Origin of the sequence: Phyllobacterium trifolii (assembly GCF_014192095.1) — a bacterium.
GTDB classification, from domain to species: domain Bacteria; phylum Pseudomonadota; class Alphaproteobacteria; order Rhizobiales; family Rhizobiaceae; genus Phyllobacterium; species Phyllobacterium trifolii.
The window spans coordinates 62140-88556 of record NZ_JACHXN010000020.1 but is presented as its reverse complement, the minus strand read 5'-3'; the positions used below and the strand labels follow the sequence as shown (position 1 = coordinate 88556).

25 protein-coding genes and 1 riboswitch are annotated in these 26417 nt (G+C 59.5%); of the genes, 14 read left to right on the top strand and 11 right to left on the bottom strand.

Going from position 1 to position 26417, the window contains the following annotated elements:
- Positions 1-47: 47 nt before the first annotated feature.
- The 6 genes from FHS21_RS23965 to FHS21_RS23940 all read left to right on the top strand — a co-directional run bounded on the left by FHS21_RS23965 (position 48) and on the right by FHS21_RS23940 (position 6473).
- Positions 48-1175 carry a hypothetical protein gene (locus tag FHS21_RS23965; protein WP_183664444.1) on the top strand — a complete coding sequence of 376 codons (1128 nt, stop codon included), beginning with the start codon at positions 48-50 and terminating at the stop codon, positions 1173-1175.
- 24 nt (positions 1176-1199) lie between these two features.
- Complete coding sequence (locus FHS21_RS23960; protein ID WP_183664442.1) at positions 1200-2396, top strand: SIS domain-containing protein; 1197 nt, start codon at positions 1200-1202, stop codon at positions 2394-2396.
- Complete coding sequence (locus tag FHS21_RS23955; protein ID WP_183664440.1) at positions 2389-3297, top strand: carbohydrate kinase family protein; 909 nt, start codon at positions 2389-2391, stop codon at positions 3295-3297. The genes FHS21_RS23960 and FHS21_RS23955 overlap by 8 nt, the downstream gene beginning before the upstream one ends.
- A gap of 3 nt (positions 3298-3300) precedes the next feature.
- Positions 3301-4017, top strand: coding sequence for an aspartate/glutamate racemase family protein (locus FHS21_RS23950; RefSeq protein ID WP_183664438.1), 717 nt, complete (start codon positions 3301-3303; stop codon positions 4015-4017).
- A gap of 29 nt (positions 4018-4046) precedes the next feature.
- A complete protein-coding gene (locus FHS21_RS23945; protein WP_183664436.1) occupies positions 4047-5570 on the top strand; it encodes an amidohydrolase family protein in 1524 nt (507 codons plus the stop codon).
- Positions 5571-5591: 21 nt separating this feature from the next.
- Complete coding sequence (locus tag FHS21_RS23940; RefSeq protein WP_183664434.1) at positions 5592-6473, top strand: polysaccharide deacetylase family protein; 882 nt, start codon at positions 5592-5594, stop codon at positions 6471-6473.
- Positions 6472-6582: riboswitch (guanidine-I (ykkC/yxkD leader) on the top strand. Its footprint overlaps the gene before it by 2 nt.
- Positions 6583-6657: 75 nt before the next feature.
- Here FHS21_RS23940 and FHS21_RS23935 read toward each other — a convergent pair.
- The 10 genes from FHS21_RS23935 to FHS21_RS23890 all read right to left on the bottom strand — a co-directional run bounded on the left by FHS21_RS23935 (position 6658) and on the right by FHS21_RS23890 (position 18092).
- The gene (locus tag FHS21_RS23935) at positions 6658-7419 is read right to left on the bottom strand and encodes a TSUP family transporter (RefSeq protein ID WP_183664432.1); all 762 of its coding nucleotides are present in this window, start codon (positions 7417-7419) and stop codon (positions 6658-6660) included.
- 13 nt (positions 7420-7432) lie between these two features.
- Complete coding sequence (locus tag FHS21_RS23930) at positions 7433-8596, bottom strand: M20 family metallopeptidase (protein ID WP_183664430.1); 1164 nt, start codon at positions 8594-8596, stop codon at positions 7433-7435.
- A gap of 29 nt (positions 8597-8625) precedes the next feature.
- The gene (locus FHS21_RS23925; RefSeq protein ID WP_183664428.1) at positions 8626-10980 is read right to left on the bottom strand and encodes a penicillin acylase family protein; all 2355 of its coding nucleotides are present in this window, start codon (positions 10978-10980) and stop codon (positions 8626-8628) included.
- A 12-nt stretch (positions 10981-10992) separates the two neighbouring features.
- A complete protein-coding gene (locus FHS21_RS23920; RefSeq protein WP_183664426.1) occupies positions 10993-11982 on the bottom strand; it encodes an ABC transporter ATP-binding protein in 990 nt (329 codons plus the stop codon).
- Complete coding sequence (locus FHS21_RS23915; RefSeq protein ID WP_183664424.1) at positions 11979-12974, bottom strand: ABC transporter ATP-binding protein; 996 nt, start codon at positions 12972-12974, stop codon at positions 11979-11981. Before FHS21_RS23915 ends, FHS21_RS23920 begins: the two co-directional genes overlap by 4 nt.
- 14 nt (positions 12975-12988) lie before the next feature.
- Positions 12989-13786 (bottom strand): SDR family NAD(P)-dependent oxidoreductase, encoded by a 798-nt coding sequence (locus tag FHS21_RS23910; RefSeq protein WP_183664422.1) that lies wholly within the window; start codon positions 13784-13786, stop codon positions 12989-12991.
- Between the two features lie 8 nt (positions 13787-13794).
- Positions 13795-14658, bottom strand: a complete 864-nt coding sequence (locus tag FHS21_RS23905; protein ID WP_183664420.1) for an ABC transporter permease — start codon at positions 14656-14658, stop codon at positions 13795-13797.
- A 9-nt stretch (positions 14659-14667) separates the two neighbouring features.
- A complete protein-coding gene (locus FHS21_RS23900) occupies positions 14668-15588 on the bottom strand; it encodes an ABC transporter permease (protein WP_183664418.1) in 921 nt (306 codons plus the stop codon).
- A 21-nt stretch (positions 15589-15609) separates the two neighbouring features.
- On the bottom strand, positions 15610-17106 hold the full coding sequence (locus FHS21_RS23895) for an ABC transporter substrate-binding protein (protein ID WP_183664416.1): 1497 nt from the start codon (positions 17104-17106) through the stop codon (positions 15610-15612).
- Positions 17107-17171: 65 nt separating this feature from the next.
- Complete coding sequence (locus FHS21_RS23890) at positions 17172-18092, bottom strand: polysaccharide deacetylase family protein (RefSeq protein WP_183664414.1); 921 nt, start codon at positions 18090-18092, stop codon at positions 17172-17174.
- A 132-nt stretch (positions 18093-18224) separates the two neighbouring features.
- Between FHS21_RS23890 and FHS21_RS23885 the strand changes: the two genes are divergently transcribed.
- Complete coding sequence (locus FHS21_RS23885; RefSeq protein ID WP_183664412.1) at positions 18225-19025, top strand: IclR family transcriptional regulator; 801 nt, start codon at positions 18225-18227, stop codon at positions 19023-19025.
- A gap of 83 nt (positions 19026-19108) precedes the next feature.
- Here FHS21_RS23885 and FHS21_RS23880 read toward each other — a convergent pair whose 3' ends face one another.
- Complete coding sequence (locus FHS21_RS23880; protein WP_183664410.1) at positions 19109-19267, bottom strand: hypothetical protein; 159 nt, start codon at positions 19265-19267, stop codon at positions 19109-19111.
- Between the two features lie 610 nt (positions 19268-19877).
- Here FHS21_RS23880 and FHS21_RS23875 point away from each other — a divergent pair.
- The 7 genes from FHS21_RS23875 to FHS21_RS23845 are packed head-to-tail and all read left to right on the top strand — an operon-like array spanning position 19878 to position 26397.
- Positions 19878-20783 (top strand): polysaccharide deacetylase family protein, encoded by a 906-nt coding sequence (locus FHS21_RS23875; RefSeq protein WP_183664408.1) that lies wholly within the window; start codon positions 19878-19880, stop codon positions 20781-20783.
- A gap of 46 nt (positions 20784-20829) precedes the next feature.
- Positions 20830-21810, top strand: coding sequence for an ABC transporter substrate-binding protein (locus FHS21_RS23870; RefSeq protein WP_183664406.1), 981 nt, complete (start codon positions 20830-20832; stop codon positions 21808-21810).
- Positions 21811-21824: 14 nt separating this feature from the next.
- A complete protein-coding gene (locus tag FHS21_RS23865; protein WP_183664404.1) occupies positions 21825-22637 on the top strand; it encodes an ABC transporter permease in 813 nt (270 codons plus the stop codon).
- 10 nt (positions 22638-22647) lie between these two features.
- On the top strand, positions 22648-23433 hold the full coding sequence (locus FHS21_RS23860; protein WP_312879923.1) for an ABC transporter ATP-binding protein: 786 nt from the start codon (positions 22648-22650) through the stop codon (positions 23431-23433).
- Positions 23423-24739 (top strand): Zn-dependent hydrolase, encoded by a 1317-nt coding sequence (locus FHS21_RS23855; protein WP_183664402.1) that lies wholly within the window; start codon positions 23423-23425, stop codon positions 24737-24739. The genes FHS21_RS23860 and FHS21_RS23855 overlap by 11 nt, the downstream gene beginning before the upstream one ends.
- Positions 24740-24760: 21 nt before the next feature.
- Entirely contained in the window at positions 24761-25759 is a 999-nt protein-coding gene (locus FHS21_RS23850; RefSeq protein WP_183664400.1) for a hypothetical protein, read from the top strand.
- A complete protein-coding gene (locus FHS21_RS23845) occupies positions 25756-26397 on the top strand; it encodes a GntR family transcriptional regulator (protein WP_183664398.1) in 642 nt (213 codons plus the stop codon). The genes FHS21_RS23850 and FHS21_RS23845 overlap by 4 nt, the downstream gene beginning before the upstream one ends.
- Positions 26398-26417: the final 20 nt, after the last annotated feature.

Here is a 26417-nt window from a genome sequence, read left to right as displayed (position 1 = left end):
GCATGAAGGAGACAACGGTCAGCTTCTGGTCATTCAGGAGTGAGACAATGCCAACGACAATGCAAAGCCAGCCGCACATGCTGGTCGACATCCTCCGGCAGGGCGAAGTCCTTGCCCGCCTTCTCGAGCGCTATGACAGTTTCGCGGCGATGGGCGCCGAACATCTGGCTCCCGGCACCGGCGGCCGGCTTTCCGCCTTCGGCTGCGGCGACGGCTGGTTTGCGGCACGCGCCATCGGCGCCCTCGCGGCAGACGCCTTTGACCTGCCGATGACCGGTGTCACAAGCCTCGACTATCTGCTTTCGGACAGCCACAAGCCCGGCCCCTCGGATCGCGCCGTGGCGATCTCGATGTCGGGAACGGTCGATCGCACCAATGCCGCGGCCAAGCGCATCAGCGCCGCCGGCGGACGCTACGTCGCCCTCACCAATGAGGACGGCGGGGCAATGGGAGCGGCGGCGGATGCCGTCGCGTCGCTGAAGATCGACGACATCGCTCCGTTTCTCACCGGGACCACACGGTATAGCGGCACGATCCTTGGCCTGATGATGCTGGTCGAAGGCGCCGCACGCGCATCGGGACGTGCGCCGCGCGCCGGCTGCAGGGGTTCCGAGATGAACACGCTGTTGACGCGTACCATTCCGGAAAGCCTCGAGGTCTGCCAGCAGATACTTCCTGCCATCTGTGCCGAAGTGCTCGGCAAGGGCCTCGGCGGCATCAGAGTGCTCGGTGCCGGTCCTGACTGGGCAACAGCCGACTATGGTGCGGCCAAGCTGGTCAAGGTCGTCCAGGCCCCGGTCTGGGCCAGCGAGATCGAGGAATTTGCGCATAGCCTGTTCTGGTCGAGCCGCAAGAATGAGCTTGTCGTGCTTATCGCCTCGACGCCGGAGATCGCCCGCCTCGCCTCCAACACCGCGGGCGCTCTCGCCCATGCCGGCATGCGAACGCTGGCGATCGAAACGGCAGGTCATACAGTCGAGGGCGCTACCTACAGGCTGAGCCTTCCAGCGACGGCCTCATGGCTCGCGCCGCTCTTGGTGCCTGCCCCGCTGCAAATGCTTTCCTATGCGATGGCGGTGGAAAGCGGCTTTGACCCCAATGTCAGCCAGGACAAGGCCGACCCCGGCCGCTTCCTCGCCGCCCAGCTGCTCAGCCGCCGCTGCGAACTTGCCTGAATCCCGGAATTGGAAATCGAAGCCATGAGCCAGTCATACGTGACACCCCTTCTCCACCCCGACTCACCTCTCGACGCCAAGGCACGGGCACTAGTCGAAGCGTTGTTCGAGAAAGAGGCGCGCCTGATGGACGCGCTGCCGACCGACGACCCGCTCGACGAGAAGCGCCGGCGTCGCGTGGAACTGACGCGGGTCGAGATACTTGGCCAGGCCGACGCGATCCGCGAGACGATCCGTAAGGCCCGCGACGAGACAATCGAGACTGCCCGGCATTTCGCCGGCCTGGGCATTCGCCGCATCGTGATGACTGGCTGCGGCGATTCACTCGCCGTCATGTTCGGTGTGCGCGACATCTTCGAAATGCTGCTCGGTATTCCTGTCGAGCCTATCCAGGCGCTCGATTATGCCTACTACGCCAGCCGCACCACCGACCCTGACACGCTCGTCATCACCTTGAGCTCCTCCGGCATGACCACCCGCACTGTCGAGGCGATGCTGATTGCCCGGGCTCTCGGGGCAAAGACGCTGGCCCTCAGCAACACGCCGGGCTCAGCGCTGATGACCGAATCCGACCGTGGCCTGATGATCCGCGCCGAGCGCAAGGGCTGGCCCACCCAGGCCAGCACCGCAGCGCTTGCGCTCCTTGCACAGTTCGCGCTTGATTGGGCCCGTGCGGCCAGTCCCAGCGATCCGCGCATCGACAGCCTGCAGGCCGCGCTGGACGCCGTTCCCGATCAGTTGGACGAGGTCACCGCCCGCGTGGAGGCCCAGATCGAGGCGATCGCGGAGCGCGAGGCGGAGCGCGATTTCTACCTCTATGCGGCCGGCGGCCCAGCCTTTGCGACAGCCATGTTCGGCGCCGCGAAGATGAAGGAATGCTCACCCGATCAGGGGATCGCCATTCCGCTTGAGGAATTCCATCACTACAATTCGCTGAAGGAAGGCGACCCGCTGTTCCTGATTGCACCCGATGGCCCATCGGTTTTCCGGGCACGGGACACGGCCTTCGAAGGCAAGCGGTGGAAGGGAAGGATCTACAGTATCGTGACTGGCGACCAGGACATGCTCGACGCCCATTCAGACGTGGTACTCAGGCTTCCTTCTGTGCCCGAATGCCTTTCGGCGCTCGTCTACTGCGTTCCGGTGCAACTCTTCGCCCATCACGTCGCGATGGAAAAATTCCGCCGCGCCGAAAAGGCCGGGGATGAGCGCCATGGATGATCCGCGTCTCGTCTGTCTTGGCAACCTGACGATCGACGATGTCATCCTCCCGGATGGCACCGAGCGCCCCGGATGCACGGGTGGCGATGCGCTCTATGCCTGTCTCGCCGCGAGGCTCTTCGAGCCTCGTACCGAGATGGTCGCCCCGGTCGGCTCCGACTGGCCGGCCGCGGTGAGCGCGCGCATCCGGGCGGCGGGGCTTTCCAAGGCTGGATTGCCGCCGCGCAACCTTCCCTCGCTGCACAACCGGATTGACTATCATGCCGATGGCGGCCGTACCTGGACGCTCTTCAATGGCGATGAGGCGTTTCACATCTTGTCGCCTACGATCGCGGACATTCCGGCGCCCTACCTCCGGGCGGAGATCTTCCTGATCCTGGCCATGACGTTTGAAGCGCAGATCCATCTTGCCTCCGGCCTGAAGCGCACATCCAGCGGTCTCGTCGCACTGGATACGCAGGAGGATTACATTCTCGGCAACGAGCCGGCGCTGCTCAAGCTCATCAGCCAGTGCGACATTTTCATGCCCAGTGCCGAGGAGGTGCGGCAACTGCTCGGCCACGAGGATTGGGAGACCGCCGCCCGCACCTTTGCCAGCCGGGGCCCATCGGTCGTTGTGATCAAGCTCGGGGCAGAAGGCGTGCTGGTTCATGACCGGGCTACGGGTCGGACGATCCGGGTTCCCGCCCAGCCGGCGCAGGTGGTGGACACAACCGGCGCAGGAGACAGTTTTTCCGGCGGATTCCTCGCCGCCCTGCTTCACGACCGTACGGACCTGGAGACTGCGGCACGGGCAGGCACGATTGCCGCCGCCTTCGCCGTCTCAGGTTACGGGGCCGCTCCGATGTTCAGCGCTAAGCCGGGCGAAGCCCGCCGCCGGCTCCACGCCTTGGCGAGCTGAACCATGAAGATCTGCATCATCAATCCCAACACCACCGCCGCCTTCACCACCCGCCTCCTAAAGAGCGCGAGCGCCATCGCCGTGCCCGGGACCGAGGTGATTGCCGTCCAGCCGGCAACCGGCGCCGCTTCGATCGAAAGCCATGCCGAGGAGGCGCTCGGCGCACTCGGTGTCATGCAAATGGTCAAAGCGGGAGAGCAAGCAGGCGTTGATGCCTATGTCATCGCCTGTTTCGGCGATACCGGTGTGCATCAGGCGCGGGAGATCGCCCGCGGCCCGGTGATCGGCATGACGGAGGCGGCACTCCAGGCAGCGTCGCTCATCGCCCACCGCTTCTCAATTGTGACGCTGCCGCCGCGCACCCGCGCACATTCACTCAGGGTACTGCACGAGACCGGGCTCTCGAACCGCTGCACCGTGCGCGGCGTTGACGTGCCGGTGCTCGAACTCGAGAACGACGTGGCGGCAAGCGGTCCCATCATGGAGGCCGAGGCCCGGCTGGCGATGGAGCAAGATCATGCCGAAGCGATCATCCTGGGTTGCGCCGGTCTCTCCGATCTCGTCGAACCGCTAAGCCAAAGGCTTGGCGTCCCGGTCATTGATGGCGTGACCGTGGGACTGAAATTCGCCGAGGGCCTTGTGGCCACCGGCCTCAGGACGTCGAAGCACTCCACCTATAACTATCCGCCGGCGGCATTCCGTCTGCCCGAACTGCCCTAAGGTTTCCTGTCGCGAGAAGGTGTCAACCCATGTCCGTGCTGTTCCGCAATGTCCGGGTCTACGATGACGCCCATCTCGAGGGAGCGAGCGGGCCAACCTCACTGCTCGTCATCGGCGACGGGATAGCGGCCATCGGCGACGATCTTGCCGCCGTGACGCCGCTCGACGCAACCGTGGTCGAAGGCAGAGGCGACCTGCTCATCCCAGGCTTGGTCAACGCCCATTTCCACTCACCGGTCAATCACATGAAGGGGATGCTGCCCAGTCTGCCGCTGGAAATCTTCATGCTATATGAATCGCCGGATTTCGAGGCGCTTAGGCCCTCGCCGCGCGAGGCCTATGTGCGCACCATGCTGGCGGCGATGGAGATGCTGAAGACCGGCACCACCGCTGTACAGGATGACGCCTTCTTCGTGCCACATCCGACACCGGAGGTGATCGACGCGGTGATGCAGGCCTATCGCGACGTTGGCATCCGCGCGACCGTAGCGCTTGACCAGCCCGAACTTGCAGAACTCGAGAAACTGCCCTTCCTCGCCGAACTGCTGCCGGAGGACATGCGGGCGGAACTTGCCACCGCGCCGGCCTTCGGGCGCGAGCGCCTGCTGGAGAGTTACCGGCATCTCATCGACACCTGGCACGGTGCCGAGGGGGGAAGGCTCGCAGCCGCCGTCTCCTGTTCGGCGCCGCAGCGGATTTCGCCGGTCTATATGGGCGCGCTGGACGATCTGAGCCGGGCGCATGACCTCCCCTACTACGCGCATATGTTGGAGACCAAGCTGCAACGCGTGCTGGCCGACGAGCAACCGAGGTTTTCCGGCCGCTCGCTGGTGCGATACACCGCCGATCTCGGAATTCTTTCCAAGCGGATGAACATCATCCACGCGATCTGGATGGACGATGCCGACTATGACTTGATCGCGGCCTCGGGCGCGACGGTCGCTCACAATCCGATCAGCAACCTTCGACTCGGCAGCGGCGTGATGCCGTTTCGCAAGCTGCGCGACCGAAAAATTCCCATCTGCCTCGGCACCGACGAGGCGATCGCCGACGATGCGGTCAACATGTGGGGCGTCGCCAAGCAGGCTGGCCTGATCCACACGATCGGCGATCCCGATTACCGGCGATGGCCCGATGCGGACGAGATCCTCAATTGCCTGTTCAAGGGCGGCGCGACCGCAATGCGGCGCGGCGACAGCCTCGGCGCGATCGAGGTCGGGCGCCTCGCCGATCTTGCTCTGGTTGATCTCGACACGGCTGCCTTCACACCTCTCAACGATATCAGGCGGCAGATGGTGTTCTGCGAGAACGGCAGCGGCGTGCGCTTGACGATGGTCGCCGGGCGGATCGTCTATGATGGCATGCGGCTCACCACGGTGGACGAAAGCGCGCTCCGCGCCGAAGCGCGGGCGATCTTCACCGAACGCAAGGGGGCGCTGCAGTCGGCCCGTGCCGAAGCCGCGCGCTGGCTGCCTCACTACGAGGCGATGGTCGTCCGGGCCGCATGCCGCGATGTCGGCATGAACCGCTGGCTCGGCTATGGCGGCACCTGATATGCAGACAAGGAGAATCCGATGCTTCCGACCCATGGCCGATACGACTTCAAGCCTATTACCGAGCGTCCCGACTTCCGCTGGCCGGACGGTAACCGCCTTGCGCTCTATGTTGCCTTCGGCATCGAGGAATATCGCTTCGGCGAAGGACTCACCGAGGATCTCATGCCCGGCGCCAGCAAGCCCGACATGGTCAACACCTCCTGGCGCGACTATGGCAACCGGGTGGGCGGCTTCAGGCTGATCGACCGTTTCGCCTCGCGGGGCATCCGGCCCGCCATGCTCCTGAACACCGAGGTCTACGATCACGCGCCCGCGCTGATGGATGCCGCACAAGAGGCGGGCATCGAAATCGTCGGCCATGGCCTCACCAATTCGGACACGCTCGCGAACCTCAGCCCCGAGGAGGAACTGGCTTATATGAAGGCGGTGCAGGCGAAAATCGTGGAAAAGCAGGGCTTTCCGGCGCGCGGCTGGTCAAGTCCCTGGCTCGCCCATACCGAAAATACCATCGACCTGCTGCCGGAGGCCGGCTTCAGCTATCTCCTCGATCTGCGCATGGACGACCAGCCGGTCTTCCTGAAGAGCCGGAGCGGACCGGTCCTGGCGCTGCCTTATGCGCTCGAGCTCAACGACAGCACCACACTGATCGGCCGCCAGACCTCCGCCCGCGACTTCGCGCAGATGATCATCGACGAGTTCGACGAGATGCGGATGGCGGCGCGCAAGCAGCCGCTGGTGATGAGCATCGTCGTGCACAGCTTCATTTCCGGCCAACCCTTCCGGCTGGCGGCACTGACAGCGGCGCTCGATCACATCGTCTCACATCGTGAAGAAGTATGGCTCGCCCAGCCCGGCGAGATCGAGGCTTTCGTCAGGGCCGATCCCGGCCGTGCGGTCTGAGTGGCGCGGTTAGGGTTCTGGCGCTTCAACAAAGCGTGCTGATGCGAGAGCTGCCACCTGTCGGGGAGGTATCCCGTCGGGTGCACGGCGGGACAAAAGCCCGGGAGACCTCGCTAAACCCAAATAGAATGACAGCGCCGTTCCAACACGGCGACGCCAAGAACGTTAGGGGCATAATCTTGTTTTATTTGAGCATTGTGATGAGCGCTGGCAGGGCCAGCGAAACGCCGGATCCGCACAAAAGCACGAACACCATCCAACGCATCGCCACCGGCGAAAGCGGTGGTGGCAGACGCCGGGCCAATTGGGTGCCCGCCATGACACTGAACACTGCAAAGAGCGACGGCCAGTAGGATGATGCCGGGAACGTCCCGTCGCCGATGACCACAACAAGGCGGATGAGGGCATTGAGCGCAAAGATCGTGACCAGCGTCTCGCGGACGGCGACATACGAAAAGGAGGAGCGGTGGAAATGATAGACGAGCGGTGGCCCGCTGGCGGAGAACAAACCGCTCATGATGCCGGAGATGGCGCCGAAGACAATATAAGAGCTTTTGTTCTGCGGTGCGGTGTCCCTGGAAGGCGGTTTGACGAGTGGCAGGCTTGATACACCGATCACGGCGCCAAGCACGATACGCAGCATTAGCAGACTGCTGCTCGCCAGATGGTCCAGCACGAAATAGCCGGCCACAAGCATGGGCAAGCTGCTGCAGAGGACGAGAAGGAGTTGAGGGACCAGAACGTCGCGCCAGCCCTTGGTCAACATGATACCGGCATTCACCAGCGTCAGAATACCAACGATGACGGCTGCATCACGCAGTGGCATGACGGAACTGATTCCCACGGCTCCCATGAGCAACAGTCCAAAAGCGAATCCGGTGAGTGTCTGCACGTAGGCTGCGACACCGGCCATGAGCACGAAACCGATTATTTCAGCAAGGCTCATTGTCCGTGCATTATCATTGGCTGCCGTCGAGTGTCAGCAGAAGATTGGCCAGCAGCGCCGTACGCGGCGCGATGCTGTCCCGCAGGATATGCTCGTCGAACGTATGCGCCCCGGCACCATCAGCACCAAGCCCATCGAGGGTGGGCACACCTTGGGCGGCACTGAAATTCCCATCGGAACCACCGCCAGTACTAACTCCAACGAGTGCAATACCCAATGGCGCGGCAAGATTTGAGGCATGGACGAACAGTGATTTCGCTGCCGGTGTTTGGGTGAAGGGCGGACGGTTGAGGCCGCCCCTGATCTCGACAGAAAGATCCGGGTCGCTCGATTTCATATTTTCGATAGTGCCAAGAACTCCCTTGGCAGCAGCGGCATCTGGCAGCCGGACATCGACCAGCATATTGCATTCGGCAGGAACGGTATTGCGCCCGGTGCCGCCATGGATTGTGCCAACAGTCACGGTGATACCCCGGGCCGGATCATTGAGCGCTTCTAGGGCTAAAACGATCTTCGCCGCCTCGCGGATCGCGCTGCGACCGATGTGCGGATGGGTTCCGGTATGAGACGCACGTCCGCGCACCTTAATGTCATACATGCCGACGCCCTTGCGAGCCACGACGATCTTGCCGCCGTCCCGCGCCGGTTCAACCACCAGCGCATAGCGCGCATTGGCGGAATGCTGTTCGATGACCGCACGTGAACTCGTGCTGCCCATCTCCTCGTCCGGAACATACATGATACTGACCGGCAACTTCGGACCATTGCCGCAATCAAGCGCAAGTTTGAGTGCTTCCAGTGCCAGCAGCGCACCCGATTTCATGTCATAGATGCCTGGTCCATAGATGCGATTGCCGTCTTCGCGCCATGGCAGTTGTTCCGAAATCGTTCCAGCAGCATGAACGGTATCCAGATGTGCCAGAATCAGAATGCCCTTTTCGACAGGCACGATCCGATGCCCCGAACTGACGATCAGGGTATCGCCGAAACCCAGCATTCCGGCGATACGTTGGGTTTTCAGCCCAAGACCCTCTGCCAGAACTTGAACCCGGTCTGCCAATCTGTTGACCGCACCCGCGTCGGACGTGTGCGTTTCGATCTCCACCCACTGCCGCAATTCAGCGAGCAACCGAGGAACATCGATATCACCGGCTGAAATTTCCCGGTTTAACGTCATGGTCGTCCTCTTTCCACGCAATGCAAACCTTAAGCCGGCATCAGCCGGATATGATGAACCGTCTCTTCAGCGACCCGGCGTTCGCTATAGAGGAGCGGCACATATTGGCCGCTCGCCCAGGTCTTTGCCAAATTCGCGTAAAAGGGCGAACGGGGATCGCCGGACTGACCCGGCGTATTGACGCAGACGCAGTTGTCCCACTCACCTATATCCATGACCAACCGGACCGACGCTCCGGAGATCACTTGGAAATCGCTCATGCGATAGCCAGCATTCATCGGCGTCGAACGGCTACCGCCGATCGGCAGCGGTCCCACATCCCAGATACCGGCATCCTCCCTCATCACACGGCTCGCCGCATGTTCGAAAACCATTTGATGCAACCTGCCCCAAGACCATTGCATAGGATCGCCGCTAAGTCGTTTCTTGCAGTCGGTAAACGCTGCCATCAGCGTATCGAACAGCAGGGCATCGCGTGCTTCCGTTGGATCGTCGCCCATGCGGGCATCCGGCGCTTCCAGGATACCCAGCAGCACGTCAACGTCGCCCGGCATAAGCAGAGCCCGGACGGCTGGATCAGGAGCAATTCGCGCAAAGATAGCCGGCCGCAAGTGCTTCATCCACCACACCTCGAAGAGTGCGGCGGCAGCGCTCCCGGCCTCCAGACGGTGATCCCAACCGTCGAACACATCAAGCGCAGATTGCAGGGCGTCAACAAGTTTCGGTCGCGCGGCGACTGCCTTATCCAGAAGCGCGCAGATGCTCATTGCCGGACGCGAAGTCACATCGGTCTGCAGGGTAATGGCAGCTTGCAGGGAATGTGCCTGATCATCTGCCAGCACGGATTTGATGCGCGTGGCGCGGCTGACTTCGACCCATTCATGGCCAATGGTCGGGGCGTCCAGCGCACGATCAGCGGGCAGGTTCATCTCGTTTGCGGTGGCGACGAATCCGGCTTCAGGATTGACGCCATGTGGAAGCTCGTCGGCGGCCAGAAAACCATTCCACTCGTAGCGGCCGTCGCCTGGAACTGGCAGAAGTCCATTCCAGTTCGGCCGAACGGGCGTGAAGCCAGCGGCAAACCAACCGACGTTGCCTTGAGTATCCGCGCAAACATGATTGACCGAGGGTGTTCCCCAAGCGGACAGAGACGTTCCAAACTCCGCAACCGACATTGCGCGCATGGCTGACAGGCTGCCGAGATAAGCTGCTGAACCCGGCGATAGCCAGACGGAGCGCAGAGCAATCGCCAGATGTTTTTCCGGATTCTCGTAAAGCACGGGGCCATGCCGCGTGAAGGAAAGTGTCAGCGTTTGTTCGGCTTCGCCCTTGACGTGGAAGGTCTCGCTGACGCGTTCAATCTCTTCCCAATCATCGCGATAGCGGTAGAAATCCGGGACCTCCGGTTTCGTTTCGTAGACATAGACGTCTTCCTGGTCGGCGCCAAAAATCGTCAGGCCGAAGGCCGTTGTGCCATTGTGACCGAGCGAGATCCCGGGCGCAGTGGGTTCGCCCGTGCCGATGACGTTGAAGCCCGGTGCCTGAAGATGCACCAGATAGCGCAGCGATGGCACGGCATGGGTGCGATGCGGATCACTGGCAAGAATTGGCCGCCCTGTATCGGTACGCGATCCATGTACGACCCAGTTGTTGGACCCCTCCTCCGTGGTGGCGCGGATGATATCCCCGAGGTCCGTCACTTCCACCCACTTCCATACGTCTTCCAGCCCAGCTTGAAGTCGCGCAGGTTCGAAGGTCACGGGCGCCGTCGCCAGCTTGAAAAGCTCAAGCGCCGCGATCGGGATATCGGCAAGGTTGAGCCCAGACGCCACCTTAAGTTCCGTTGGCGGTTCGATATTGGCGCGCAACAGATCCGTTTCCGCGTTGCTCAAAGCGAATACATTCGCGCGAAGGATTTCTGAGGCGCCGTTGCGGGTGAGCGCATGGGTGCGAACGCGGACCACTTCTTCCGGTAACCAGCGCGAGGGCTGTGTGCCAAACAGCGCGAATTCTGGCGGCAAGCGCACAGGTTCCTGCAGCACAAGGCCTACATAGGCATTAATGCCAGCGGTGAACGCTTCACAGATTTCTCGGGTGTCCGGCGCATAGGATGTCCATTCGACTGCCATTTGGCCGCGATAGAGAAAATGCCGGGCCGCGTGATCCTGCGCCAGATAGCCGGGACCGAAATCCGCCGCCAGCAGGCCAAGGCCGCGCTTGCGCCAGAGATCGAGCTGCCACAGGCGGTCGCGCGCTGCGTTGAACCCTTGCACGAAGAACAGATCCGCTTCACTTTCCGCCTTGATGTGCGGGATACCCCAGCGATCGACGCGGATTTCGGCGGGTCTTTGCAATCCAGCGAGCGTGTGGCTTTCAGTGTTCATATCGGTTTTACCTCAGGCGTGATGACAGGCAACAAGGGCACCATCCGCACGCGGCGTTAATTCCGGCCGATCCCGCGTGCATATGTCTGTCGCGAGCGGGCAGCGCGTGTGAAAGGCGCAGCCCGAAGGAATATTGGACGGGCTCGGCAATTCGCCGCTTAGAATGTAACGCTCCTTGTTACCCTCCTTGTTACGCTGCCTTTCCGGATCGGCTTCGGGCACCGCCGCCATCAGCGCCTTGGCATAGGGATGTTTTGGATTGGCGAAGAACGTATCCCGGTCAGCGATCTCGACGAAGCGGCCGAGATACATGACGACGACGCGGTCGCAGATATGGCGAACGACGGCCAGATCATGAGAGACGAAGAGGTATGAAACGCCGGTACGCTTCTGCAACGCCACGAGCAAATTGAGAATTTGGGCACGCACTGATACGTCAAGCGCCGACACTGGCTCATCGCAGACGACAAGTGCGGGCTCCAGCGCAAGGGCTCGGGCAATGACGACGCGCTGGCGCTGGCCACCAGAAAGCTGGTGTGGATAACGATCCGCGTGTTCGTAACGCAGACCAACCTGCACCAGGAGTTCACTGACACGCTGCTTCAATGCCTTGCCTCGAGCGATACCGCGAACCTGCAGCGGCTCGGCAATGGCTGCGCCAATCTTGAAGCGCGGATCAAGCGACAGCGCCGGATCCTGAAAGATCATCTGCACCTTGCGGCGAATATCATTGAGCGCGCGACCGGTGGCCCCGACAACCTCGTCCTCGCCAAGGCGGATACTTCCGGTGGTCGGCGGCTGCAGTCCGACAATGGTGTTTGACAGCGTCGATTTCCCGCAGCCGGACTCGCCGACCAAAGCCACCGTCTCACCCTTGAGAATATCGAGATCGACGCCGTTGACGGCTTTCACCGTATGGGCCGAACGGCCGAACAATCCGGCTCGGCCCTGGAAATGCACCGCGACATTACGGATTTCGAGAACGTTCTCCGGCGCACTCATGCGGCATTTTCCTTGAGTTCGTGCACGCGGTTGATGTGCCAGCAGGCCGAGCGATGCCCCCCGCCTTGTTCGAAAAGCGGGGGCTGCTCGGCTCGACATCGGTCCGTGGCGAGCGGACAGCGACTGGCGAAACGGCAGCCATAGCCGAACTCGTTCGGGAACGGCACCGAACCTTCAATCGTGGCGAGATTGGCTTTGGGCGTTATATCGAGACGCGGCACGCTGGCAAGAAGCAGTGCCGTATAAGGATGTGCCGGGCGGGCAAAAAGATCCCGCACCGGGGCTATCTCCGCAATGCGGCCGGCATACATGACAGCCACGTGATCGGCGATATCGGCAACGACCCCCATGTCGTGGGTGATGAAAACGATAGAGGTGCCGCTCGTTGCCACGAGTTGCTTCATCAGGTCGAGGATTTGCGCCTGGATGGTCACATCGAGCGCCGTCGTCGGCTCGTCCGCAACCAGAACGCGCGGGCCGCATATCAGCGCGATGGCGATCATGATACGCTGGCACATGCCGCCGGAAAGCTCGAACGGATACTGGTGCAGCCGGTGGTCGGCATCGGGAATACCGACTGCAACCAGCATATCGCGTGCTCTAGCAAAAGCCTCAGTCCCTGAAACGGCGTGATGCTGGCGAAACGCAGAGGCGATCTGCGAACCGACTGTGGTCAGCGGATCGAGTGAAGCGCTCGGCTCCTGAAAGATGATCGAGATATCTTTGCCGCGTGCCTTGCGCAGCTGCCGTTCCGACATGGCGGCGAGGTCCGTGCCCTCGAGAAGGATACGCCCTGCGATGCGCCGCGCAGCCGGTGGCAGCAGTCCCAGCATGGCATACGAGGTCAGCGACTTGCCGCAGCCGGATTCGCCGACCAGCGCCAGAACCTCGCCGCGCGCCACGGTGAAGGAAACGCCATCGACCACATTCGCACCAGCGATTTCGATGGTGAGATTGTCTACGGTCAGAAGTGGCGTTGTTTCCTCACCCATCGCGATCTGTCCCCTTACCCGCGCGCGGCTGTGCCAAGCGTCTTTCCGAGTTCGCCCGTCTCGAATGTCCCGATGGAATTGCCGCCGTCGACGCTGAGTACCGCACCCGTGATGAACGACGCTTTCTCCGAACAGAGATAGGCAATCGCCGATGGGGCATCGTTCGGCCCACTGGAACGCCCAAGCGGAATCCGCTTCAACATATTCGTCACGTATTCATCCGAGAGCTCACTGACAGTGCTGCCCGGCGCAAAGCCCGGCTCGACAACATTGACACGGATGCCGTAGGCGGCGAGTTCCAGCGCCAGTCCTTTCGATAGGCGCTCAAGCGCGGTCTTCGACGTGCAGTACGGCACCGAACCGTTGCGCATCTGCCGCGACGCACCAGACGAAATGTTGATGATCGAGCCCTTGCGCTTGTCGGCGATCATCAACTTGGCCATTGCGCGGCTGATGATGAAGGGTGCGCGCAGATTGACACCGAACACCCGGTCCCAATCGGCGATCTCCATATCGAGCAGGCCAAACTTGGTGTAGATGCCCGCATTGTTGATGACGATATCCGGCGCGCCCCAGCGTGCCTTGACCAGCGCGACTAATTCGAGGATCGAGGTTTCGTCGGTCAGCTGCGTTGTGTGCAGCAGGGTTTTGACCGGATCGAGCCCAAGGTCGGTAACGACAGCATCCAGTGCTTCCTTGCGCATGTCGGCGAGGCAAAGCTGCGCACCTTCCGCAGCAAAATGCGCAGCGATCCAACGGCCGAATATACCGGCAGCTCCAGTGATGACGACGGTCTTGTTTGCGAATTCCATAGTATACCTCAACGGGTGCGGGAACGGGGATCGAGCTGGTCGCGTAACCAATCGCCGAGGACATTGACCGAGAATACCAGCAGGAAAAGGCAGATGCCGGGAAAGGCGACGATCCACCAGGCATGCTCGACATATTGTCGTCCCACGCTCATGATCGAGCCCCAGCTTGGTGCGGGCGGCTGGATACCGAGCCCCAGAAACGACAATCCGGCCTCCATCAGGATCATCAGGCCGAACTCGGACGTTGCGACGATCAGGATGGGCCCGGCGATATTCGGCAGGATATGGTGGAACAAGATGCGGACGGCGCCAGCACCGGCAAGCTCCGACGCTTTGATGAACGGCAGATTGGCGACCTGCAGTGTCTGGGCATAGGCAACGCGGGTATAGCGTGGCCAGCGGGTAAGACCCAGCACCAGCACAAGCTTGAGAAAACCGGGACCAAGAACGGCGACGGTCAGCACTGCCAGCAAGACGGCAGGGATCGACATCACGATATCGACCATGCGCATGATGAAGATTTCCGCCCAGCCGCGGAACCAGCCAGCGAGCATGCCAAGCGACACACCGACCAGTGTCGAGACGAAAACCGAAAGCACAGCGACGCCAAGCGAAACACCGGCGCCGTAGAGAATACGGGTAAGCAGGTCCCGGCCGAGGTCGTCGGTACCGAGCCAGTAAGTCATACCGGCGCGCTCGAAGCCCGGCGCCTTGAGACGGCCAAGCAGATTCTGCCGCGTCGGATCGGCGGGCGATATCCACGGTGCCAGGATCGCCATGGCGACTATGATCAGGAGAATGATCGAGACGATGATGATCGGCAGCGGAACGCGGGAAATACGGCTTCGGGCAGACTGAATGAATGCAACCATCTGCTTCTCCTACCGTACCATGCGGATGCGCGGATCGACGGCCGCATAGACGAAGTCGGCGAGCAAACTGGTCAGGACGTAGACGCAGGAGATCAAAAGGACGATCACCTGCACCACAAGGAAGTCGCGCGACTGGATCGACTGGATCGCCAGCTGGCCAATGCCGGGCCAGGCGAAGACTGTCTCGACGATCACTGCGCCGGCAAGAAGATTGCCGATCTCGAGCGCGGCTATTGTGATGACCGGAATCGAGGCGTTGCGCAAAACGTGACGGAAGACCACGGCACCGAGCGACAACCCACGCGCACGCCCTGCCCGGACGTAATCCTTGCTGAGTTCATCGAGAACGGCGATACGGGTCATACGGGCAAAGGTCGACATCGAGATGGCGCCCAGCGCTATGGATGGCATGATCAAGGCACGGATATCGCCGACACCGGAAGTCGGCAGCCAACGCAGGTTCACAGCGAAGACCGCAATGAGAAGAATACCCGAGAGAAAGGTAGGTACGCTTTGCCCGGTCAGTACAATCGCCGCCAGGACTTTCTCCAGCCAGCCGCCGCGACCTGTGGCCATGATGATGCCCACCGGGATGCCAATGCCGATCGCGACCATCAGGGCCCCTGCGGCGAGCATCATCGTATAGGGCAAGCGCGAGGCAACGATTTCGGCAGCAGGAACATGCTGCACCACGGACATGCCAAAATCCAGGTGGCCGAGATCCTTGAGGTAGTTGACATATTGCACCCACAGCGGCTGATCGAAACCGAGTTGATGACGCAGTTCATTGATCTGTTGGGTCGAGGCGCCCTGCGGCACCAGCAGAAGAGTCGGGTCGCCGGAAAGGTGCATCACGATGAAGACGATCGTGAGCACCCCGAAGATCGCGATGGCCGCCTGAATTAGCCGGCTTCCGGCATATCTCAACATGACAATCTTGCCCGCTTCTCTCTACTGCTGCCAGCTCATATCGGTGACGAACATGGCTTCATTGGCTGTCGGCTGCCACTTCAAATGCGCGCTGGCGCCATAGACCGAGTAAGCCTGATATAGGCCGATGCCCGGCACATCCGCGCGCAGGATTTCGTACGCTTTTTGATAGTCGACCAGACGCTTGTCCTTTTCCAGTGTCGAGCGTGCCCCGTCGACGAGTTTGTCGAACTCGGGATTGCTGTACTTGGCCCAGCTGCTACCTGTGCGGAACAACGGAAAGATGATTCCATCGGCATCCTGGCAGGCGCAGGACCAGCGTCCGAGGGCGACGCTACCGGCATTGGCTGCGTCGCCCTGACGACGCTTGAGGAACGTTGCCTGATCGAGCGAGACGATCTGCGTATCGAGGCCAACGTCGTTCAGCATCTGCTGTATCGCCTCGACGAGAGCCCGGTCATAGGCCGGCGACGTCAGGAATTCGATCTTGGCACCCTCGGCGCCGGCCTCCTTGATGAGTTCCTTGGCCTTATCGGGATCGTATTTATAACCTTCGACCTTGTCCGTATAACCGAAGACCGGCGGCGCGCCGAGAACATTGACCGGTGCGCCATAACCTTGCAGCAAGGCCTCGATCAACCCCGGCGTGTCGATGGCGTAGGCAATAGCCTGGCGCACCCTGACATCCTTGGTCGCTCCAGCTTCGGCATTGATATACATATAACCGACCCGTTCCGTCGGCACGGACAGTATCTGTATACCGGTTTCGGTCTTGAGGCTGATAGCCTGATCGGCTGGCAATTCACGGATGAGGTCTGCTTTGCCGGTGCGCAAATCAGCGATACGCGTCGAGACGTCGGGAACCGCCCGAAAGATCACATGCTGGATTGCCGGCTTTACCCGCCAATAGTGATCATTGGCCTGAAGTTCGGTCTGAACACCCTTTTGCCACTGAACCAGCTTGTAGGGGCCGCTGCCCATCGGTTTCTGGTTGAATTCCTGCGCGCCAACCTTTTCCACATAGGCTTTGGGAACGATCGACAATTTTACCAGCTGCGCAAGAAGCGCCGGATACGGCGATTTCGTGGTTACCTTGACCAAGGTCGGGCTGATCACTTCAGCTTTGATGATCTGGTCGAACTGCGACAGCTGGGCACTCTTGAGCTTGGGATCGATAATTCGGTTGATGCTGTAGGCAACGTCATCCGCGGTGAGTTTGCTGCCATCCTGGAAGGTGACATCATCGCGGATATCGAACTCGATAACCGTATCGCTCGTATATTTCCACGCCTTGGCGATCTGCGGCACGATCGCACCGGAGGTGTCGCGCGTGATCAGATTGTCGAAGATATTGCGATACACCGAATAGCTGTCCGTATCCCATTGCAGATGTGGGTCGAGCGTCGCCGCATCATTGGGGAGGTCGATGGTCAGCGTGTCCTTGGCCGCCTGTGCATAGGCCGCGGATGTCAGGAGGCTGGCGGCAAGAGCTGCGGTCGTTGCGAATGTTTTCAGCATGGTTCCCTCTCATTATAAGTTGCCAAAATCGTCGGGTCTGATTGCAATTCCCCTTTCAGCGCGCTTCAGCGCAGCAAACCTGCCTCGACTGCGCAATAGGCAGCGAGTTCGGCATGCGTGCAGAACCACACATCGCCTTTGGCTTGGGCCTGGCGAATAATCTCCTCGAGAATGAAAATGCGCGAACGATGACCGGAATGATGCGGATGCAGCGTCAGCTGGAATACGCCGCGCTCCTCGTACGCCAAGTCGAGCTCGCGCTGAAGAATGTCGAGCACCATCACCGGGCCACCGTAGGGTCTTGCCCCTCCCATACGGTCCATATTGAAATAGGGCGCATCGTCGCGAATCCATTCGACGGGAATTTCGACGATACCGGTTGGCTCGCCATCCTCGGTGAGTTCATAAGGTTCATCGTCAGCCATCAGGGACGAGTCATAGAGCAGTCCCATTTCGCGGATGATCTTGAGCGTGGAAGGAGTGAAATCCCATGAGGCAGTTCGCATGCCAACAGGGCGTTGACCGGAAATGCGCTCCAGCATGTCAGCAGCGCGCAACGACAAGGAGCGCTCGGTGTCCTCATCGAGCTTTGAGTTGAATTCATGAATCCAGCTGTGAATGCCAAGTTCATGGCCGGAGGCGACAACAGCACGCGCTTCATCAGCATTGATCATTGCGGACACCGCAGGCATGAAGATCGAAGCAGGAACCGCATATTTCTCCAGCAGCTTCAAGATACGCGGCATGCCCGCCCTGGCGCCATACTGGCCCTGGCTGAGACGGCTTATCGAACCGCCGCCGTTTCGAAGTTCGACAGTCTCATGGTCGGCATCGAAAGAAAGGGCGACAGCCATCCGAGCCCCTTCTTTCCACATTTTTGGCTTGAGCGAAATACCAGCGCGAACCTTGGCTGTTTTCTGGCGCCAAACTTCTTCTGGCCATTCCCATGGTTCATGTGACGCATTTTCTTTCGCCGGATTTGCCATATGCTGCTCGTCTTACGTGGTCTGGACGCCGATCACCGCGAAGGCTCCGGCGGATCATTTGAATGTCGATTTTCTAGGCAAGAGTGTAGTAAGCCTTTACAATAATCAGCAACGGGGGTTTCGTTCACATATATGAACTCTGAAGTGAAAAGCGCCGGTCGAATCCTCGACATCTTGGAATATATGTCCAGCTGTCGCGAGCCCATTCCCCTATCGAAAATCGTCAGCGACCTGTCGTTGCCGAAAAGTAGTACGCACGGTCTCGTGCAGACGCTTGCCGCGCGCGGTCACGTGAGCCGTAACAGTATGGGACATTATGTGCTGGTTGAGTCCAGCCGGCACGGTTTTCCCTTCCGCCGGCATGAGGAACCGCTTGTCGTCACGGCCATGCCGTTCATGGAACGGCTGCGCGATGAGTCCGGTGAAACAGTTCTGCTGAGCACCATGAATGCGCGCTGTGATATGAGACGACTTGCCAAATGCGTGAGCCATCATCCGGTCCGCTATGATGTGAACATGGACGCAGCCATTACCGCCTATTGCACGGCGACAGGCAGGGTGCTCCTGGCACATTCCCCTGCGGAAGTGCTCGAAAGTTATCTCTCGCGGGTCAAGCTCCTGTCCTACACGGGCTTTACGATCACGGATGTACGCCAGATCCGCGATATATTGGCGAACGTGCGCCGGGACGGCTATGCCGTCAACGATCAGGAATTCATTACCGGTTCGACCGGCATAGCCGCCCCGCTCTATGACGCGAAAGGCAACGTCGTTGCAGCACTTAACCTCGGCACTTTGACCTCACGCTATGTGCCAAGGCGGGAAGAACTGCTGCTCCTGTTACGCGGAGCGGCCGATCAGATCAGCCGCGCTTCTGGCTACGAAACCGAAAGGGGTAGATCAGTACGTTGGCAACATCCTATCGGTATATAGGATGGAAACACCACAAGCACGCCGCAAATAACCCTAGACGAAGCATGGTACGCGCCGCAACTCCCAAGTGGGATATCCAGGCCTCATTTGCCAACTTGTTCAATTTCAAAGCCGGTCAGAAGCCCTTCCTTTGAAAATGCCGATAATGTCCCATTTGGGTCATTGCCAAACTGCAGAAATGGCGCCAGCTCCAGATAACCCGCCTTGCAAGGAATGATGACACCTAAGTCCGATGCACTCATCCCGCCAGCCCTACGCTTCGCACAATGCTCAACGCGTTTGCATCCGCCGCAGCGTGAACGACGCTAGCGCAACTCACTGCTTATAGTTGCGGGGCAGCGTCAGCATTGCTGGAAAGTGAACTTCACCGACTTCTTCTTAGCTTTTGGTCTCACGGCATGCCAGCGCATTATCCTAAATAAAACGCACATCCTAATGACCCATACTGCTTCTCTGATACAAAGACATTAATCCCCGGCTTGGGAGGCGTAAGGGCGCGGAAGCATGATGTTCTGATAGTCCGCCCGATTGATGTGACGTGAAAAGAATTGGACCGGACCTGCATCAGAGCCGCATTTTGCATGTCAAAACACACTCGAGCGATCTTGTTTTGATCCGAACTAGCTTTGGCCCATATCAGCCCTCCTAGGCGCGGCGATTGATCTCGGTTTCGTTCGGTCTCTGGCGCAGCTTTGCGCCACCGGGTGTGCCGCTGCTATGTGTCATGCGGCCGGCCTCAGCCTTCAAAATGTTCATTTGCATAAAAAAAGCACTTGCCAATACAATGCCTTTTATTTAGCCTTACTGGTATACCAATGGTATGACAATTTTTTCAATCCAACGAGGTTACTGATGGAAGCGCGTAAATACGGACCTTTCCCATTCTCTTCGATTACAAAACGCCCCGCATGGAAATGGCCGAACGGCTCCAAGCTCGCTCTTTGGGTTGTTCCGAACATCGAGATTTTTCATCTCAACGTTGCAATGCCCGGCGACTCCCAGGAGCGGCCGAAAGGTGGCGATGCAATCCCTGCTGTCCGGCAATGGGCCCAGCGCGATTACGGGAACCGTGTTGGTGTCTGGCGCATGTTGAATGTGATGGCCAAGCACGGCGTTCGCGGGACGGTAGCGCTCAATGCCGAAGTATGTCTGGACATGCCGGAAATCATCGAGGCCTGCGGTGCTGCCGGCTGGGAACTGATGGGCCATGGCCGCACCAACACGCACCGCGTCAATGAAATTCCGCCAGCGGAAGAACGCGAAATGGTTCGCTCGGTTTTCGATATTATCGAGAAGAGCAGCGGCAAGCGCCCTGTCGGCTGGCTGGGCTCCGGTCTGCAGGAAACCTGGAACACGCTGGACTATCTGGTCGAAAATGGCTGCAAATACGTAGCCGATTGGGTTAACGACGATCAACCCTATTGGATGGACCTTCAAGGCAAGCCATTGATGTCCGTGCCTTATTCGTTTGAAGTCAATGACAGTGCCGCGCTCTGGCGCAACAAGCAATCCATGCCCGAATTCGAACGGATGATCCGCGATACGTTCGATGTCCTTTATGAGGAGGGCGAAGAATCCGGCCGCGTCATGTGCATCAGTCTCCATCCCTTCGTCATGGGCCAGGCCCATCGCATCGGCGTTCTTGATCGCGCCCTCGAATACATCATGTCCAAACCAGGTGTCTGGGCTGCGACCGGCTCTGAGATTGCCGAGGCCTATGCCACCGCAACAGGCGGTGCTCCTGCCGGCTGGCGCTGACGGGCATTCACTGCGCATCCAATCACAAAAGAGGAAGGAACAGAAAATGGGAAATTCAATCTTCAAGGGTCTCGTGGTTGCTCTGTGCTTGTCCGCCGCGAGCTCTCTTTCAGCATTGGCGGCCGAACCCGCCAAGGTGACCCTGGCTTTTATCGGTGTTACCGCATCGAATTGGCCAGGACTGGTCGCGCAGGAAAAAGGATTTTTCCGCGACGAAGGCATCGACGTTGACTGGCTTCAAAGCGGTCAAAGCTCCAAATCAGCACAGCAGGTCGCGGCTGGCGTGGCCGATATTGGCTCGTCATCGATGGTGGATACATTCCGCGCCATCGACGGCGGCGGCGACCTGACGATCTTCGCCAACAGCCTCTCTCAAGGAATCTACTCCCTCGTTGCGAAACCTTCGGTCCATAGCATTCAGGATCTGAAGGGACAGCGCGTCATCGTTGGCGGTCAGAAAGATATCACCGCCCTGTGGTGGAATGCTGCAGCCAAGCATTTCAACATGGACCCCGACAAGGATGTCGAGCTTTTGTTTGCCGGCTCCACCAGCAACCGCTTTGCCGCCTTGATGTCGGGCGGGGTTGACGCCGCGGTCATCGGTGCACCCACCAATTTCAATGCTATCGACAAGGGCTTCACCGATCTCGGCCCGATTGCCTCTTATATGGGCGACTTCCCGATGATGATCTACCATGCAAACACCGCCTGGGCCACCAAGAACAAGGACAAGCTTGTCGCGTTTGTCAAAGCGCATAACCGCGCCGTGCGTTACATGCTCGACCCCAATAACAAGCAGGAAGTCGCCGAAATCCTCGCCAAGGCCAGCAATGCCGATGTGAAGGATTGTTTGCGAACATTAGATATGGCTATCGCCGCTCATGCCTTTGTTCCTGATGGCGGAATAACGCCGGCTGCTCTCGAACATGTTCAATCCACGTTGGCCGATAGCGGGGACCTGCAGAAGCCGCTAAAACCTCTCTCGGCCTTCTATGATCCGAAATATGTCGAGGCAGCAGCAAAGTGAGTGCTGAAACGACAATGAACCAGCCAACGGACAGACCACAGAAACAGGTAGGATTCCGCCGTCTGTTCGGGGGCGCTCGCACGCACCGTTCGCAACATACAGGTTTTCTCTCCATTGCCGGTGGCCTCGTCGCCTGGGAGCTGGTAGGGCGGCTCGTTATTTCCAACTCACTGTTCCTTGCCACGCCCACACAGATTGCCGCGCAAATCTACAATCTGATGCGAAGCGGCGAACTCTTTATCCATATGGGCGTCAGTGGTGCCGAGTTTGGGATTGGGCTCATCATATCGATCATTCTCGGCATCGCTTTGGGGTTTCTCATCACAACGAACAAGATTGCCAACGCTATTCTCGGCCCGTGGATCTCGGCGCTCTATGCCACCCCCACCGTAGCAATCGCTCCCCTGATCATCCTGTGGTTTGGCATCGGTCTGTGGTCGAAGGTCTTTGTGGTCATCATTAACGCGACGTTTCCGATGATCATCAACACCGAAGCTGGTCTGCGCGCCACCGACCCGAAGTTGATAGAGGCGGTCCGCTGTTTCGGAGCGAGTCCACTGCAGGTCTTCTGGAATGTGATGCTGCCTTCTGCCCTGCCCTACATCCTCGCTGGTGTCCGCCTTTCCGTCGGACGAGCTATCGTTTCGGTCGTTGTGGGTGAGCTGTTCGGTTCACGGGCGGGCCTCGGCTTCATGATCACTCAGGCGTCCGAAGTCTTCAACATGCCACGGCTTTTCGCCGCAGTCGTTGTCCTTGCCCTCGTCGGCGTCATTCTGACCGCGGGTGCGCGCTATCTTGAACGTGTCCTGCAACCCTGGAACAAGTGAGAAACACATCGTGTCGGACACTCTCGAAATTCGTAAAGTTTCAAAGCTGTTTGGTAATCTGGAAGCTCTTCGTTCAGTCGATATCAAGATGGAGGCGGGCGAGTTCATCTCCATCGTCGGACCATCCGGGTGCGGCAAGACAACATTGATGCGCATCATCGCCGGGCTCGAAGAGCCGGATGCCGGCAATGTCTGGATCGGCGGCAACAAGGTTACCGCGCCTGGGCCGGACAGAGGCTTTGTCTTCCAGTCCGACAGTTTGCTACCGTGGCGCACCGTCTGGCAAAACGCAGCGCTGGGCCTCAAGCTGAACGGGCAGCTGGACGCAGAAGCCACCGAACGCGTTCGCAACATGCTTGAGCTCACCGGACTTGCCGGGTTCGAATCGTACTGGCCGAAACAACTTTCAGGTGGTATGCGCCAGCGCGTCAATCTCGCCCGGGCTCTCGCACTTGATCCGGCCGTTCTTCTTATGGACGAGCCCTTCTCCGCTCTCGATGCGCAGACGCGCGAGATCATGCAAACCGAGCTGCTGCGCATTTGGGAAGTCGGGCGAAAGACCGTTCTCTTCATCACTCACCAGATCGATGAGGCCATTTTCCTGTCTGACCGGGTCGTCGTGCTTGGCCGCAGACCCGGCCGTGTGAGGGAGGTGATTGACGTCGATCTTCCCCGACCGCGAACACTTGCCATGAAACGGCAGCCGGAATTCGTCGCGATGGTGGATCGCATCTGGGGCCTTATCGAAACGGATGTACGCAACAGCGTGAAAGAGGATGCAACAAATGCTGCGTAACCAATTCGAAAAAATTGACGGCGATCAGAAATATCGTCTGGCGCAGGAAATCGAAACGCTGAAGCCGCTCGCCGTTCAGCTTTTTGACGAATTACGCGAAATGAGCCGCGACGTGCAGGGCGTGACCCGTCCTTCCTATGGTGAGGGCGAGACGGAAGCTGCAGCGATTGTTCAACGGGCGGCGGAAACCTTTGGTCTGAAATCCCGGTTTGACGCTGCTGGCAATCTTCTCGTTACCCGTCCAGATTGCGTCGGCGCTCGCGGCGGCGTGATCACCGGTTCGCACCTTGATTCTGTGCCGCAAGGGGGAAATTTCGACGGTGCTGCCGGCGTGATAGCAGGGCTTCTGGTGCTGGTCGCCCTCGAAAAAATGGGCGCAAGCCTTTCCGAACCGGTAACATTGTTCGGCATACGCGGGGAAGAAAGCGCTTGGTTCTCCATTCATCACATCGGTTCTCGCGCTGCCCTTGGCCTGTTGCCTGCAAAAGAACTGGATACGGCAAAGCGTTTCGACACAGGCAGAACGCTGCGGGACTACATGGAAGATTTGGGCTGCAATATCGACGCGATCGAGAAGGGCGTACCGACCTTCGACACGACGGCTTTGCGCGCATACCTCGAATTGCACATCGAGCAGGGCCCGGTGCTGGTCCATGAAGAAATTCCCGTCGGGATTGTCTCAGGGATTCGCGGTAACTTTCGTGTACGTGACGGCCATTGCCTTGGAGAATATGCCCATTCCGGTGCGGTGCCAAGGCTTATGCGCCACGATGCATTTCTGGCGATCGCGGAATTGGCAAGCCGTTGCGAGAAGGAATGGGAGACGATCGAGACGGAGGGCGGCGATCTTGTCCTGACGTTCGGCAAGGCGCATACCGATCCTGACGTCCACAGTCACAACAAGGTGCCGGGTGATTTTCATTTTGTTGTCGATGCGCGCAGCCATGAAGCTGCAACGCTCGATCGCATCGGAGAATTCCTCAAAACCAATAGCGCGGAAATAGCCGCGCGGCGCGGGGTTAGAATCACACTCAACGGTATTGGCTGCGTCACGCCAGCACCAATGGATCCTTCCATTCGCCAGATCATGACGCAGGCCGCCGCAGCGCTCGCCGTCCCGGCAATCACCATCGCCAGCGGCGGCGGACACGATGCTGGGGATTTTGCCAATGCCGGTGTTCCGAGCGGAATGGTTTTTGTACGCAACCCCAAGGGCAGCCACAACCCGGACGAGTGGATGGAAATCGACGACTTCATCAAGGGAACCAAAGTCCTTGGCTGGACCGTCATGCAGCTTGCCAAATAGTTACTGAAAATGGAAAAATCATTGTCACTGCCTTTCACGTTTCTTGATGAAGCCACAACAAGTACCCTCGTGACGATGGCGAATGTCGTCGCTGTCTGCGAGGCTGTGCTTGTTGAACTGGGGCTTGGCGTAGCCCGTCTGTCAGAGCCGGCAGCGATGTTTCTCAATGGTGAGATGAATATTCCGACGCTTTTCAAGGTCAAAGGCGGATATCTCCCCGGAAGCGGTGCCTGCGGTTTTCGGGTCGTCGGCGACGTGGGCGACGACGGGCAAGACGGGGAACATCACTATTGCTACCTCGTCGATCCTGTCACCGCAAAGCCTGTTGCCCTGGTGGCCCAGACACGTCTGCACCGCATGCGAACGGCGGCCTGCGGGCTGATAGCGCTGAAGAACCTCGTCAGCAACGAGCGGCCGACCGTCGCCCTGATCGGAGCGGGCCGCATCGCCGCAGAAGTCGTTGCCGGCTTTGAGCACGTATTTCCGGGCGGAACCCTCATCATTGCATCGCGCGATCCGGTAAAAGCCAAGACCATGGCAAGCTCTTTCCGCCCGAAATCCGCTGAAATCCGTGCCGCCAATTCCGCGCGTGAGGCTGTTCAGCAGGCGGACGCCGTTCTGACTTTGACCTCATCGCCCTCTCCCGTAATCGATCCGGAGGACTTTCGCGAGGGAATGACCATTTGCGGCATGGGCGAGCACGGTGAGCTGCCGCCGGCGCTGTTCCAGACTGCCGACAGATTCGTAGTGGACGATATCGGCTTTGCGAAAGTCATGGGCAGTGTTGCAAGCTGGATACGCCATGGGGAGATTTCAGAGGAGGAAATCGACTCCCGGTCCACGACAAAACTTGGGGAGATTGTTGCAAGGATTGCGCCCGCGCGTATCGATGCAAAGCAACGAATACTTGCAATAGTTCAGGGACTGGCTATCGCCGATCTGGCGATCGCAAAGATTTGCGTGGACATGGCCGGTGAGGCGCAAACCGCGCAAAGCATGCCATTTGGGAGGAAACGGTGACAACACATTCACGACGCGCATACGAGGAAATTCGCAGGCTCATACTGGTCCGTGAAATCCCGAGCGATGAGCCGATCAGCGAGCGCGGACTGTCCGAGCGTCTTGGTCTCGGTCGCACCCCAATACGCGAGGCATTGAAAGACCTTGAACGCGACGGCCTGATTGAAGTCAGTCCACGGCGCGGAACATTCGTCAGGCGGCTTTCACTTGCTGACCTGAGGGACATTTACGAGGTGCGCATGGGTTTGGAAGGCATTGCCGCTTTTCTGGCAGCAGCCCGGGGTCCCACATCCCAGCTCTTATCGTTCGAAGAAAAATTCGAAAAGCTTCTCGATGACCCGAGCTCCGAACTCTTGACCATTCAAAAACTTGGCTGGGATTTTCACGATGCAATCTATGAGGCCGCAGGGAACCGAGAGTTACTGCGGCTGAACACGGGTTTGCGCAACCAGATCGGACTCACTATGGAACTTCCTAGGCATCACGATCATGACCGTGTACGCGCTACAGTTGCCGAGCACCTGAAAATCCTGCGTGCCATCAAAGCCATGGATCCAGAGGGCGCCCAACGCGCCATCTACCAGCATCTTTCCAACGCTCTTTCAGCAGGCGCTCAGATCTTTTCGAAGTTCGAATAGTTCCCGCGTGAAACGCACCG

Excerpts from the sequence above, each read along its gene's own strand:
- FHS21_RS23955 (WP_183664440.1), top strand. The coding sequence starts at position 2,389 with ATGGATGATCCGCGTCTCGTCTGTCTTGGCAACCTGACGATCGACGAT.
- FHS21_RS23900 (WP_183664418.1), bottom strand. The coding sequence starts at position 15,588 with ATGTTGAGATATGCCGGAAGCCGGCTAATTCAGGCGGCCATCGCGATC.
- FHS21_RS23945 (WP_183664436.1), top strand. The coding sequence starts at position 4,047 with ATGTCCGTGCTGTTCCGCAATGTCCGGGTCTACGATGACGCCCATCTC.
- FHS21_RS23890 (WP_183664414.1), bottom strand. The coding sequence starts at position 18,092 with ATGGCAAATCCGGCGAAAGAAAATGCGTCACATGAACCATGGGAATGG.
- FHS21_RS23960 (WP_183664442.1), top strand. The coding sequence starts at position 1,200 with ATGAGCCAGTCATACGTGACACCCCTTCTCCACCCCGACTCACCTCTC.
- FHS21_RS23950 (WP_183664438.1), top strand. The coding sequence starts at position 3,301 with ATGAAGATCTGCATCATCAATCCCAACACCACCGCCGCCTTCACCACC.
- FHS21_RS23965 (WP_183664444.1), top strand. The coding sequence starts at position 48 with ATGCCAACGACAATGCAAAGCCAGCCGCACATGCTGGTCGACATCCTC.
- FHS21_RS23905 (WP_183664420.1), bottom strand. The coding sequence starts at position 14,658 with ATGGTTGCATTCATTCAGTCTGCCCGAAGCCGTATTTCCCGCGTTCCG.
- FHS21_RS23935 (WP_183664432.1), bottom strand. The coding sequence starts at position 7,419 with ATGAGCCTTGCTGAAATAATCGGTTTCGTGCTCATGGCCGGTGTCGCA.
- FHS21_RS23880 (WP_183664410.1), bottom strand. The coding sequence starts at position 19,267 with ATGAGTGCATCGGACTTAGGTGTCATCATTCCTTGCAAGGCGGGTTAT.
- FHS21_RS23895 (WP_183664416.1), bottom strand. The coding sequence starts at position 17,106 with ATGCTGAAAACATTCGCAACGACCGCAGCTCTTGCCGCCAGCCTCCTG.
- FHS21_RS23870 (WP_183664406.1), top strand. The coding sequence starts at position 20,830 with ATGGGAAATTCAATCTTCAAGGGTCTCGTGGTTGCTCTGTGCTTGTCC.
- FHS21_RS23915 (WP_183664424.1), bottom strand. The coding sequence starts at position 12,974 with ATGGGTGAGGAAACAACGCCACTTCTGACCGTAGACAATCTCACCATC.
- FHS21_RS23865 (WP_183664404.1), top strand. The coding sequence starts at position 21,825 with ATGAACCAGCCAACGGACAGACCACAGAAACAGGTAGGATTCCGCCGT.
- FHS21_RS23930 (WP_183664430.1), bottom strand. The coding sequence starts at position 8,596 with ATGACGTTAAACCGGGAAATTTCAGCCGGTGATATCGATGTTCCTCGG.
- FHS21_RS23925 (WP_183664428.1), bottom strand. The coding sequence starts at position 10,980 with ATGAACACTGAAAGCCACACGCTCGCTGGATTGCAAAGACCCGCCGAA.
- FHS21_RS23875 (WP_183664408.1), top strand. The coding sequence starts at position 19,878 with ATGGAAGCGCGTAAATACGGACCTTTCCCATTCTCTTCGATTACAAAA.
- FHS21_RS23885 (WP_183664412.1), top strand. The coding sequence starts at position 18,225 with ATGAACTCTGAAGTGAAAAGCGCCGGTCGAATCCTCGACATCTTGGAA.
- FHS21_RS23940 (WP_183664434.1), top strand. The coding sequence starts at position 5,592 with ATGCTTCCGACCCATGGCCGATACGACTTCAAGCCTATTACCGAGCGT.
- FHS21_RS23910 (WP_183664422.1), bottom strand. The coding sequence starts at position 13,786 with ATGGAATTCGCAAACAAGACCGTCGTCATCACTGGAGCTGCCGGTATA.
- FHS21_RS23920 (WP_183664426.1), bottom strand. The coding sequence starts at position 11,982 with ATGAGTGCGCCGGAGAACGTTCTCGAAATCCGTAATGTCGCGGTGCAT.
- FHS21_RS23855 (WP_183664402.1), top strand. The coding sequence starts at position 23,423 with ATGCTGCGTAACCAATTCGAAAAAATTGACGGCGATCAGAAATATCGT.